Source organism: Neisseria sp. P0009.S007, from assembly GCF_051962515.1.
Window position 1 is genome coordinate 1 of the sequence record NZ_JBQCVF010000057.1, and the last position, 12,455, is coordinate 12,455.

The 12,455-nt window shown below is 47.1% G+C and carries 9 protein-coding genes; 2 read left to right on the top strand and 7 right to left on the bottom strand.

The features are described 5' to 3' along the window. The 7 genes from ACTHS3_RS06915 to yhbY all read right to left on the bottom strand — a co-directional run. The coding region (locus ACTHS3_RS06915; protein WP_440367501.1) for a Mur ligase domain-containing protein at positions 1-236 on the bottom strand (236 nt) is incomplete at its 3' end. A gap of 404 nt (positions 237-640) precedes the next feature. Then, a complete protein-coding gene (locus ACTHS3_RS06920) occupies positions 641-979 on the bottom strand; it encodes a P-II family nitrogen regulator (RefSeq protein WP_003683576.1) in 339 nt (112 codons plus the stop codon). Between the two features lie 89 nt (positions 980-1,068). After that, the gene (gene lpdA / locus ACTHS3_RS06925; protein ID WP_049344805.1) at positions 1,069-2,853 is read right to left on the bottom strand and encodes a dihydrolipoyl dehydrogenase; all 1,785 of its coding nucleotides are present in this window, start codon (positions 2,851-2,853) and stop codon (positions 1,069-1,071) included. A gap of 77 nt (positions 2,854-2,930) precedes the next feature. Continuing rightward, positions 2,931-4,529, bottom strand: coding sequence for a dihydrolipoyllysine-residue acetyltransferase (gene aceF / locus ACTHS3_RS06930; RefSeq protein WP_070504889.1), 1,599 nt, complete (start codon positions 4,527-4,529; stop codon positions 2,931-2,933). Between the two features lie 137 nt (positions 4,530-4,666). Further along, positions 4,667-7,330, bottom strand: a complete 2,664-nt coding sequence (gene aceE / locus ACTHS3_RS06935; RefSeq protein WP_070625328.1) for a pyruvate dehydrogenase (acetyl-transferring), homodimeric type — start codon at positions 7,328-7,330, stop codon at positions 4,667-4,669. A 621-nt stretch (positions 7,331-7,951) separates the two neighbouring features. After that, entirely contained in the window at positions 7,952-9,379 is a 1,428-nt protein-coding gene (locus ACTHS3_RS06940) for a tetratricopeptide repeat protein (protein ID WP_070625326.1), read from the bottom strand. Between the two features lie 219 nt (positions 9,380-9,598). Continuing rightward, the gene (gene yhbY, locus ACTHS3_RS06945) at positions 9,599-9,886 is read right to left on the bottom strand and encodes a ribosome assembly RNA-binding protein YhbY (protein ID WP_049323205.1); all 288 of its coding nucleotides are present in this window, start codon (positions 9,884-9,886) and stop codon (positions 9,599-9,601) included. A gap of 112 nt (positions 9,887-9,998) precedes the next feature. Here yhbY and rlmE point away from each other — a divergent pair, with 112 nt between their 5' ends. Together rlmE and ftsH are read left to right on the top strand one after the other, a co-directional pair. Continuing rightward, entirely contained in the window at positions 9,999-10,619 is a 621-nt protein-coding gene (gene rlmE, locus ACTHS3_RS06950; protein ID WP_070625324.1) for a 23S rRNA (uridine(2552)-2'-O)-methyltransferase RlmE, read from the top strand. A 70-nt stretch (positions 10,620-10,689) separates the two neighbouring features. Then, positions 10,690-12,455, top strand: a 1,766-nt coding sequence (ftsH, locus tag ACTHS3_RS06955; RefSeq protein ID WP_440367503.1) for an ATP-dependent zinc metalloprotease FtsH, incomplete at its 3' end; no start/stop codon positions are given.

Below are 12,455 nucleotides of genomic sequence, written 5' to 3' on the forward strand. Positions count from 1 at the left end.
ACATCCATGCCGCGTTTGGCAACATTACCGATAACGTAAATATCGGCTTTAAATTCGTCCAATTGAGCGGCATCAAAACCTTCATGTACGTCTATGCCCAAGGCTTCAAGCTGGGTGCTCATCGGCGGATACATCTTTGCGTCGCAACCGCTGACTTTAAAACCTGCTTCTTTGGCAATAGCCGCTACGCCGCCCATAAATGTGCCGCCGATACCGATAATGTGGATGTGTTTCATGATAAGACTGTCTTTGGATAAATTAATTTTAAAGCCGTCATTATAACGGAGTTTGGATAAAGAAAGGGGTCGTCTGAAAAGTTAGGCAACAACAAGAATAGGAAAAAATGCGAAGAATTGATTTTAAAAGGAGGGCGTTGAGGTTTTGCAAGTATGGGATTGGGGTTAGCCCTGCTTTGGAAAGAGTTATTTGATACGGTAAAGTCGTTCACGAAGGTCAGGTGAAGCATTGCCTCGAACTCCTCCATGCTTGATAGCGTGAAGTTTTCGATAATAGGTTTACTTGGATAGACTTTAGAGAATGGGGGGTATTCAATTAATGCCGTCTGAAAAATAAGTCCTGAGCAAACCACGCTACGACTTATTTTCAGACGGCATTTGTATTCTGTGTTTTGCGATTTCTATTAAAGCGCTGCTTCCGAGCGTTCACCGGTACGGATACGGATAGCTTCTTCAACCGGATAAATGAAGATTTTACCGTCACCGATTTTGCCGGAATGTGCGGTTTCTAAAATGGCATCAACAGCCTGATCGACTTTGTCGTCAGCCAATACCAATTCGATTTTCACTTTAGGCAGGAAATCAACTGCGTATTCTGCGCCGCGATAAATTTCCGTATGGCCTTTTTGGCGGCCGAAACCTTTGACTTCGCTGACGGTCATGCCGGTAATGCCGATTTCAGTCAGGATTTCGCGTACATCGTCGAGTTTGAAAGGTTTGATAATAGCTTCGATTTTTTTCATATTAAGTCTCCTTGTTTGCAAAAAGGCCGTCTGAAACATTCAGACGGCCTTTGTTCCATCAAGTTCGTTCAAATTTTATTTGAGTGAACTTATTTCTTTTTCTGAGCCGGTAGGTCGGTACATACGCCCAATGCCACTTCCGCAGCCATACCGATGGATTCTCCCAGGGTTGGGTGTGGGTGGATGGTTTTACCGATATCGGCGGCATCACAGCCCATTTCAATCGCCAAGCAGACTTCACCGATCATATCGCCGCCGTTAGGACCAACGATACCGCCACCGATGATGCGGCCGGTTTCAGCATCAAAAATCAGCTTGGTGAAACCATTGTCGCAACCGTTGGCAATTGCACGGCCGGAAGCAGCCCATGGGAAGTTGGCTTTGGTAATTTTGCGGCCGGAAGCTTTGGCAGACAACTCGGTTTCGCCAACCCATGCCACTTCAGGAGAAGTGTAAGCAACACCCGGAATAACGCGCGCGTCAAAGTAGGCTTTATGGCCGGCACAGTTTTCCGCAGCAACGTGGCCTTCGTGAACGGCTTTGTGTGCCAACATCGGTTGACCGACGATGTCGCCGATAGCGTAGATGTGCGGCACGTTGGTGCGCATTTGTTTGTCCACTTCGATGAAGCCGCGGTCAGTTACAGCAACGCCTGCTTTTTCGGCGCTGATGAGTTTGCCGTTAGGCGCACGACCGGCAGCCACCAATACGGCATCGTAACGTTGTGGCTCTTTAGGCGCATTTGCACCTTCAAAAGTAACGTAAACGCCGTCTTCTTTAGGCTCAACAGCAACAGTTTTGGTGTTGATCATGATGTTGTCAAAACGGTATTCGTTTTGTTTTTGCCATACTTTAACCAAGTCGCGGTCTGCGCCTTGCATCAGGCCGTCCATCATTTCAACAACATCCAGGCGAGACCCCAAAGTGCTGTAAACCGTACCCATTTCGAGACCGATAATACCACCGCCGATGATCAACAGTTTGCCTGGTACTTCTTTCAGAGCCAGTGCACCGCTGGAATCGATGATGCGTGGATCTTCAGGAATGAAAGGCAGTTTGGTTACGCGGCTACCTGCTGCAATGATACAGTTTTTGAAGGCAACGATTTTTTTCTCGCCGGTAGGAGTCGCTTGCTCGTACACGTCGCCGGTAGTCAGCGACACTTCCAAGTGGTGCGGATCTAAGAATTGGCCGTCGCCTTGGATAACGTCTACTTTACGGCCTTTGGCCATGCCTGCCAAACCGGTAGTCAAACGGGAAACCACGCCGTCTTTGTAAGCACGCAGCATGTCGATATCGAGTTCAGGCTCTGGGTATTTGATACCGTTGGCAGCCAAGTGACGCACTTCATCGATAACGGCAGCATTGTGCAACAGGGCTTTGGAAGGGATACAGCCAACGTTCAAGCAAACGCCGCCCAAAGTTTTGTAACGCTCGACGATGGCAACTTTCAAGCCTTCGTCAGCAGCGGCAAATGCAGCAGAATAACCGCCAGGGCCGCCACCCAATACAACTACGTCGTATTCGGCATCGGCAGAACCGCCGAATTGAGCAGCTTGAGGAGCAGGAGCGGCTGCTTTAGGTGCTTCTTGCGCAGGAGCAGCTGGTGCTTCGGCTTTAGGAGCGGCAGCCGCACCTTCGGCTTCAACGACTGCAATCAAGCCGCCTTCGGAGATTTTATCGCCGACTTTAACTTTAACTTCTTTAACGACACCTGCAACTTCGGCAGGTACGTCCATAGTGGCTTTATCGGTTTCCAAAGTAATCAGGGTATCGTCCACAGCAATGGTGTCGCCTACATTTACTTCAACCGCAATAATATCTACGTTTTCGTGACCGCCAATGTCGGGCACTTTTAATTCAACTAAGCTCATGTCTAATCTTTCTGAATGATGTTCGGACTTCTTTTTTCAGACGGCCTGAGTAAAAAGGCCGTCTGAAAATGCTCGGATTACAGAGTAATGCGGCGGAAGTCTTTCAACAGGTTAGCCAGGAATACGGTAAAGCGCATACCGGCGGCACCGTCGATGACGCGGTGGTCGAAGGACAGGCTCAATGGGCACATCAGGCGAGGAGCGAATTCTTTGCCGTTCCAAACCGGTTTAATTTGGGATTTGCACACGCCCAAGATGGCAACTTCAGGAGCATTCACGATTGGCGTGAAGCCTGTACCGCCGATACCGCCCAAGCTGGAAATGGTAAAGCATGCGCCTTGCATTTCTTGTGGTTTGAGCTTGCCTTCGCGGGCTTTTTTAGACAATTCGGTCAGCTCTTGGCTGATTTGTTTCAAGCCTTTTTGATCCACGTCTTTGATTACTGGAACAACCAAGCCGTTTGGCGTGTCTGCTGCGAAACCGATGTTGAAGTAGTTTTTCAGCACCAAGTTGTCGCCATCCAAAGAGGCGTTGAATTCAGGGAAGGCTTTCAGTGCAGCAACAGAGGCTTTAATGATGAAGGCCAATGGAGACAGTTTCACGCCTTCGCGTTCCCATTCTTTGTTCAGCTGTTTGCGGAATTCTTCCAATTCGGTCATATCCGCTTCCTCGTGTACGGTAACGTGAGGAATCACAACCCAGTTGCGAGACAGGTTTTGACCAGAGATTTTCTTAATGCGAGACAGTTCTTTAACTTCGACGCTGCCGAATTTAGAGAAGTCAACTTTAGGCCATGGCAACAAGTCCAGACCACCGCCCAAAGAGGCAGCGGCAGGTTTGCCTGCACCGCTTTGCATAACGGATTTAACGAAGGCTTTAACGTCTTCGCCCATGATACGGCCTTTCAGACCGGTACCTTTAACTTGACCCAAATCTACACCCAATTCGCGCGCCAGTTTACGTGCGGAAGGACCTGCATGGGCTTTGGCAAAAGCAGCTTCGTCAATTTTGGCAGCTGCAGGTGCAGCTGGAGCAGGCGTAGCGGCTGGTGCGGGAGCAGCAGGAGCCGGAGCAGCGGCTGGTGCAGGTGCGGCAGCTTGAGCGGCAGGAGCAGGAGCAGCTGCGGCGGAACCGGCGGTTTCTACTTCGATAATGGCAGAACCTTCAGATACTTTGTCGCCAACTTTTACAAATACGGCTTTAACAACACCGGCTTCTGTACATGGTACGTCCATAGTGGCTTTGTCGGTTTCCAGAGTAATCAGAGTGTCGTCAACGGCAACAGTGTCGCCAACTTTAATTTCAACGGCAATAATGTCTACATCTGTATGACCGCCAATATCCGGGACAACAACTTTTACAGTTGCCCCGCCTGCAGGGGCTGCGGCAGGAGCGGCAGCGGGAGCTGCAGGAGCCGGGGCTGCATCGGCAGCGGCGGCATCGGTTTCAACGGTCAGAATAACGCCGCCTTCAGAGATTTTATCGCCAACTTTAACTTTAACTTCTTTCACGACACCGGCTGCATCGGCAGGTACGTCCATAGTGGCTTTGTCGGTTTCTAAAGTAATCAGGGTGTCGTCAACGGCAATGGTGTCGCCTGCTTTAACTTCTACAGCGATGATGTCGACGTTTTCATGACCGCCGATATCAGGGACTTTGATTTCTACGATACTCATTTGAGTTCCTTTAATATTTTCAGTTTGATGCCGTCTGAAAACTGTTTCACACGGCATCGGTACAGTTTGTCTGTTCAAACCATTCAAACATTTGGTTTTCAGACGGCCTAATGTTAACAGGCCGTCTGAAACATCAATTAGCGTTTCCAGCTAGGAGCTGCATCGGCTTTAATACCATATTTTTCAATGGCTTGTTGAACGGTTTCTTTGCTGACTTTGCCCTGTTCGGCCAGAGCGCTCAATGCAGCAACGGCAACGTTGTAGCGGTCAACTTCGAAGAAGCTGCGCAGGTTGGCACGGCTGTCGGAACGACCGAAGCCATCGGTACCCAAGACGTGGTAGTCGTTAGGGATGTAGGCACGGATACGGTCAGCATAGCTGCGGATGTAGTCGGTAGCGGCAATAACCGGACCGTCATGACCTTGCAGTTGAGAAGTAACAAACGGTACTTTTGCAGTTTCCAATGGGTTCAGACGATTGAAGCGTTCCACTTCGATGGCATCGCGGTGCAGCTGGTTGAATGATGGGCAAGACCAGATGTCTGCTTCTACGCCGAAGTCGGCTTTCAACAATTCGGCACCGGCAATGACTTCTTGCAGGATGGTACCGGAACCCATCAATTGGACTTTTTTATCGCCTTTGCCGCCGGCTTTCAGCAAGTACATACCTTTCAGGATGTCTTGTTCTACGCCTTCAGGCATGTCCGGATGGGTATAGTTTTCATTCATCAGGGTGATGTAGTAGAACACGTCTTCGTGGTTAACATACATACGGCGCAAGCCATCGTGTACGATAACGGCTACTTCATATTGGAATGTCGGATCGTAAGTTACACAGTTTGGAATCAAATCTGCTTGAATGTGGCTGTGGCCGTCTTCATGTTGCAAACCTTCGCCATTCAGTGTTGTACGGCCGGCTGTACCACCCAGCAGGAAACCGCGTGCATGCATATCGCCTGCTGCCCATGCCAAGTCGCCGACGCGTTGGAAACCGAACATAGAGTAGTAGATGTAGAAAGGAATCATGGCAAAGTCGTTGTTTGCGTAGCTGGTCGCAGCAGCAATCCAGTCAGCCATAGCACCTGGTTCGTTAATACCTTCTTGCAAGATTTGACCGTCAACAGATTCTTTATAGAACATCAGTTGGTCTTTATCTTGAGGAGTGTATTGTTGGCCTTTAGGGTTCCAAATACCGTATTGACGGAACATACCTTCCATACCGAACGTACGGCTTTCATCTGGAACGATAGGCACCACGCGTTTGCCGATTTTTTTGTCTTTCAACAAAGTAGACAGGATGCGGACGAAAGCCATGGTGGTTGAGAATTCACGGTCACCGCTGGATTTCAGTTGAGTCTCAAATGCTGACAGTTCAGGCACTTCCAGAACTTCTTGGGTAGGTTTGCGTTGAGGCAGGTAGCCACCCAAAGCTTCACGGCGTGCATGCAGGTATTTGTATTCTTCGCTGTCGGGAGCAAAAGTCAGGTAAGGCAGGTTGCCACTGTCGATTTGCTCGTCGGTAACAGGAATGTCAAAGCGATCACGGAATTGTTTCAGAGAAGCTTTGTCCATTTTCTTGGCTTGGTGAGCAACGTTTTGACCTTCGCCGGATGCACCCATGCCGTAACCTTTAATGGTTTTAGCCAAAATGACAGTAGGTTTGCCGTCGGCGTGGTTCACTGCGCGGTCGTAAGCGTTGTACACTTTTTGAGGGTCGTGACCACCGCGGTTCAATGCCCAAATTTGTTCATCAGTCATATCGGCGACCAATGCTTTCAGTTCAGGCGTATTGAAGAAGTGTTCGCGAACGTATGCACCGTCTTTGGATTTGTAAGTTTGGTAGTCACCGTCCAGGCACTCTTCCATACGTTTGCGCAGGATGCCATCTTTGTCTTTTGCCAAGAGGCGGTCCCAACGACGACCCCAGATGACTTTCACAACATTCCAGCCGGCGCCGGCAAAGTTGCCTTCCAGCTCTTGAATGATTTTGCCGTTACCGCGTACTGGACCGTCCAAACGTTGCAGGTTACAGTTGATGACGAATACCAGGTTATCCAAGCCTTCGCGTGAAGCCAGAGCAATAGCACCTTGGCTTTCAGGTTCATCCATTTCGCCGTCGCCACAGAATACCCATACTTTACGGCCTTTGGTTTTAGCTAGGCCGCGAGATTCCAAGTATTTCAGGAAACGGGCTTGGTAAATCGCCATCAATGGGCCAAGACCCATAGATACGGTTGGGAATTGCCAGAAGTCAGGCAACAGGTGAGGGTGAGGATAGGAAGGCAGACCATGACCGGCAACTTCTTGACGGAAGTTGTTCAATTGGTCTTCAGTCAGACGGCCTTCAACGAAAGCGCGTGCGTAGATACCAGGGGCAACGTGGCCTTGGAAGAATACCAAATCGCCTTCTTCGCCTTCACCTTTAGCTTTCCAGAAGTGGTTGAAGCCGACTTCGTACATAGTGGCGGCTGATTGGAAAGATGCAATGTGTCCACCCAATTCCAAATCTTTTTTACCTGCGCGCAAAACGATAGCGGCAGCGTTCCAACGAACGAATGCACGGATACGGTGTTCGATGTTTTGGTCGCCGGGAATGCCTTTTTCGTTTTCAACGGAAACAGTATTCAAATATGGAGTAGTGGTGCCGTGAGGCATGCGGATGCCTTTGTCACGGCTGTATTTGACCAAACTTTCCAGCAGGTATTGGGCGCGTTCGCTGCCTTCATATTCTAAAACAGAGCTTAACGCGTCTAACCATTCTTTGGTTTCAATTGGGTCAACATCGTGTAATTGGGTGGACATAATATCTATCCTTGTGTTGAGTGTTTTTCAATGACGGAGTAGTACCCCGATATTTTCGTTTGTGAACAAATACGGCTTATAAACGAAAATTCCAAGAGTCAAATTCGAAAAAATTTTAATTATTTAAATATTTTCAATACGTTATATGTAGAAATGAAAATTCTGAAAAATTAAAATTTTTTGCAAACTGGCTAACCTGCAAATGCTATCAGTAATTGGGCAAACTGGCAAATCGCGCTGTTGATATTAATAAGAAGGGTAGAGGTTGAATTGATGATTTTTTGAGAGTGCCCTTATGATGGTTTTTAAATCGGAATATTAAACAGACACGGTAAAAGTCTCTGTTGTTTTGATGAATAAATTCGGATACGAAAATTAATTTTCAAAATTTGTCTAAAATCGAAAATTAAATTTAGACTTTGAGTTTAAAAAAGAAAATTCAGACCGTGTTATTTTTTACAAGCGAATGGGCCGTCTGAAGATTTTGAAAGAGGTTAAGAAAGAGTGAAATTCTAAGAAGACGATGATTGAGGATGCGAAAATTAAAAAAATGACATGCACAGGCTGGTTGAATAGCTGGGCATGTCATTTATCTAGTAGTCTGAGAATTTCAGACGGCCTTTAAACTGTAGAGGATTTTTGAGCAAATTGCTTCCATTGAGCTAAAAGCTCTTTGAGAACATCTTGCTGCTCATGTCCATGTTGGATGGCTTCTTGCAGCCAAAAACATGCGTTATTGATGTCTTTCTCTACACCCAGGCCGTGGTAATACAGACAGGCAAGATTATATTGAGCCATTGTATCCCTTTGTTTGGCTGCCGCTTCAAACCATTTCGCCGCTTGGGCATAATCGACAGGTACGCCTTGTCCGCTGTAATACATCATGCCAAGATTGGTTTGTGATTTGCTGTGTCCTCGTTCTGCAGACTGAAGGTATAGCTCCAGTGCTTCGGCATAATTTTGTTGGCGTTTTAAACCATAGTGGGCCGCGAATGCCAGTTTGTATAGGCGCTCGGCCTCTTGGCGCTGGAGGGCGATTTCTTTGGTCAGCTCGTAGTTTTGCTGGTTATTCAACGCGCTGTCAGAAAGAAGTTTTTGGTAAGCGACAAGATTGCCTAAGTCGGCTGCGCGTTGATAATACTGACGGGCGGTGTCTGCATCAACTGCTCGTCCCAATCCGTAGCGATGGATATCTCCCAAAAGGCGCAAGCCTTCCGGGTCATTTTGATCCGCAGCAGACTTAGCATGTTGATAGGCCTTTTGAGGGTCTCGTTCGGTGTTTTTTCCCAAAAGATAGATTTCGGCAAGCGCTACATGCGCATTGCTGTCTCCTTGTTCTGCCGCTTTTTCAAACCATTCTAATGCCTCGGCAGGGTTTGAGGCCGATAAGAGTTCTGCAAGAGAAGTTTGAGCCGGAACAATGTCGTAATTGGCGGCAATTCGTAAATGTTCGATTGCTTTTTCAGGATTTTGTGCGACACCTTGCCCCAATTTATATTGAAGACCAAGTTGCCAGTGTGCTGCAATAAATCCCTGTGCGGCAGATTGCTGGTAGAGTTTATGGGAATATTCTAAATCGGGGGTGCTTGAGTATTGGTAGTGTTGGGCTAAGAAATATTGCGCCTGAGGGTTGTGTTGCTCGGCAGCTTTCAATGCCCATTTGACTGCTTGCTGTTCATTGCCGCTATCCGCATATAAACGCATCAGGCGTAGCTGAGCCGGAACCAAGCCTTCTTCGGCAAGTTCTTGATAGGCTGAAATAAGCGTTTCTACTTCTGCGCCGTTATTTTCTTGTAATTGGAGAAGATTGTAACGGGCATAGGGATGACCGGCTCTTGCCGCTTGTTTTAAATATTCAACTGCAATTGCCAAATCTTGTTCGTTTTCGTGGTTTTCGAACAGGCATCCTGCCAGTTGAAATGCAGCCTCGATATGTCCCGCCTCTGCTGCCTCGCAGAGCAATGGAATAGCTTGCACAAAGTCAGGCGGGTCTTGAGTAATTAATTTTTTTGCCAGAAGAAAAGATTCTTCATATTGTTGAGCATTCATCGTTTTTTATATTTATGAAGGATTCAAGGATAAAATAATCGGCCGACAGGATGCGGCCGTTATGATTTTGTAATTTTGGGGTTATTTACAAAAACAGGCAACCGTATTTGTATTTTTATACTTAGAATAATGGAATAAATTGTTTTATGCTGCATAAATACAACAGAAGATGGAATAAAGTGGGTTGAGAAAATACTTCTGCTGTTTGTTCAGTTCGAATTACTCTTCGTCCGGTTTTTTACGCCATAAAACAAGTAATTTACCAATGTGTTGAACCAGTTGGGCACCCAGTGTTTCACACAGGGCATTGCAAATTTCAATACGTTCTGCACGGTCATCGCCAAAAACACGGACTTTAATCAATTCGTGTGCTGTCAATGCGGCGTCGGTTTCTTTAATGACGGAGTCGGTCAAACCTTGTTGGCCAACCATAACAACGGGATGGAGGTGGTGTGCTTGGGCTTTCAAGGCCAAAATTTCTTTGGTGCTTAGTTTGTTGTCGCTCATTTTGATAAGTATCCAATTAAAAAGAATAATGGCTATATTGTACGCGATTTAGAACATTTACGGGGGAAATAACGTACAATACTGGTTTTTAACTTAAGCATTTCAAACCAAGATGGCTGTACGCTCAAAATCTTCAAAAGCATGGCTGCATGAGCATGTCAACGATCATTATGTTCATATGGCACAAAAGGATGGATATCGTGCCCGAGCGGCTTATAAATTATTGGAAATCAATCAGAAAGATAAATTGATCAAGCCGGGTACGGTCTTAGCGGATTTGGGTAGTGCGCCGGGTAGTTGGTCGCAGGTGGCGGCCAAGCTGGTCGGTAAAACAGGGGCAGTGTTTGCTTTGGATATTTTACCGATGGATGCGATTGAAGGCGTGTCGTTTATTCAGGGAGACTTTAGGGAAGATACTGTTTTGGAACAGTTTGAAGCCTTATTGGATAATCGCCCGTTAGACCTTGTAATCTGTGATATGGCACCCAATATGTCAGGCAATGCCGTAACAGACCAGGCACGCAGTTTTTACCTGTGTGAACTGGCTTTGGATTTTGCCTCGCAGCATTTGAAACCCGGAGGCAGTTTTTTGGTGAAGGTGTTTCAAGGCGCGGGCTATCAGGAATATACGGCGGCAATGCGCGAAATTTTTGCCAGTGTGCAAACTCGAAAGCCGGATGCTTCCCGCAATCGTTCCAGTGAGATTTACCTATTAGGCAAAAATAAACGCTGACAATGTAGGGTGGGTGCTTTAAAATTCTTTCCTTTGATTTTATTTATTTTGTAACCATGGAGCCTGTTCAGTGGGGAATACCATTAAAAACATATTAGTCTGGGTAGTGGGTGGTGCTATGCTTTTAGCAGCATTCAATGCACTCAGCGATAAGCAGGAAGATAAACAGCAAATCGAATATTCTCAATTTATTCAGCAAGTTAATAGTGGCGAAGTATCCAATGTCAATATCGAAGGATCTGTTGTCAGCGGCTATCTGATTAAAGGTGAGCGCACCGATAAAACTGCCTTCTATACCAATGCGCCTTTGGATGACAACTTGGTTAAAACACTGTTGGACAACAAAGTACGCGTCAAAGTAACTCCAGAAGAAAAACCAAGCATGCTGGCCAGTCTGTTTTACAGCCTGCTACCTGTTTTGTTGTTGATTGGTGCATGGTTCTACTTCATGCGCATGCAAAGCGGCGGTGGCGGTAAAGGCGGTGCCTTCTCTTTTGGTAAAAGCCGTGCGCGTTTGTTGGATAAAGATTCCAATAAAGTGACTTTTGCCGATGTTGCTGGTTGTGATGAGGCAAAAGAAGAAGTACAAGAAATCGTAGATTATTTAAAAGCCCCCAATCGTTATCAAAGCTTAGGTGGTCGTGTGCCGCGCGGTATTTTGTTGGCAGGCAGCCCCGGTACGGGTAAAACATTGCTGGCCAAAGCGATTGCCGGTGAGGCAGGTGTGCCGTTCTTCAGTATCTCAGGTTCTGACTTTGTGGAAATGTTTGTTGGTGTCGGTGCGAGCCGTGTCCGCGATATGTTCGAGCAGGCCAAGAAAAACGCACCATGCATCATCTTTATTGATGAAATTGATGCGGTCGGCCGTCAGCGCGGTGCCGGTTTGGGCGGTGGTAATGATGAGCGTGAGCAAACATTAAACCAATTATTGGTTGAAATGGATGGTTTTGAAAGTAATCAAACCGTTATTGTGATTGCAGCAACCAACCGTCCTGATGTACTTGACCCTGCGTTGCAACGTCCGGGCCGTTTTGACCGTCAAGTCGTTGTTCCATTGCCTGATATTCGTGGCCGTGAGCAAATCTTGAAAGTCCACGCTAAAAAAGTGCCTTTGGATGCATCTGTAGATTTGACTTCTTTAGCTCGTGGTACACCTGGTTTTTCAGGTGCGGATTTGGCAAACTTGGTCAATGAAGCTGCTTTGTTTGCCGGTCGTCGCAATAAAGTTAAAGTCGATCAAAGCGACTTTGAAGATGCGAAAGACAAAATCTATATGGGTCCTGAACGCCGCAGCATGGTGATGCATGAAGATGAAAAACGTGCGACAGCCTATCATGAGGCAGGCCATGCAATCGTAGCGGAAAGCCTGCCGTTTACCGATCCGGTTCACAAGGTAACCATTATGCCGCGCGGCCGTGCCTTAGGTTTGACTTGGCAACTGCCTGAGCGTGACCGCATCAGCATGTACAAAGACCAAATGTTGAGCCAGATCTCCATTTTGTTCGGCGGCCGTATTGCTGAAGATATTTTTGTCGGCCGTATCTCTACCGGTGCCTCTAACGACTTTGAGCGTGCAACTCAAATGGCACGCGAGATGGTAACGCGTTATGGTATGAGCGACAAAATGGGTGTGATGGTTTATGCTGAGAACGAAGGTGAAGTGTTCTTGGGTCGCAGCGTGACCCGTTCTCAAAATATTTCCGAGAAAACCCAACAAGATATCGATGCGGAAATCCGCCGTATTTTGGATGAGCAATATCAAGTGGCTTACAAAATCTTGGATGAAAATCGCGATAAGATGGAAACCATGTGCAAAGCACTGATGGATTGGGAAAC

Excerpts from the sequence above, each read along its gene's own strand:
- yhbY (WP_049323205.1), bottom strand. The coding sequence starts at position 9,886 with ATGAGCGACAACAAACTAAGCACCAAAGAAATTTTGGCCTTGAAAGCC.
- aceE (WP_070625328.1), bottom strand. The coding sequence starts at position 7,330 with ATGTCCACCCAATTACACGATGTTGACCCAATTGAAACCAAAGAATGG.
- ACTHS3_RS06940 (WP_070625326.1), bottom strand. The coding sequence starts at position 9,379 with ATGAATGCTCAACAATATGAAGAATCTTTTCTTCTGGCAAAAAAATTA.
- aceF (WP_070504889.1), bottom strand. The coding sequence starts at position 4,529 with ATGAGTATCGTAGAAATCAAAGTCCCTGATATCGGCGGTCATGAAAAC.
- lpdA (WP_049344805.1), bottom strand. The coding sequence starts at position 2,853 with ATGAGCTTAGTTGAATTAAAAGTGCCCGACATTGGCGGTCACGAAAAC.
- rlmE (WP_070625324.1), top strand. The coding sequence starts at position 9,999 with ATGGCTGTACGCTCAAAATCTTCAAAAGCATGGCTGCATGAGCATGTC.
- ACTHS3_RS06920 (WP_003683576.1), bottom strand. The coding sequence starts at position 979 with ATGAAAAAAATCGAAGCTATTATCAAACCTTTCAAACTCGACGATGTA.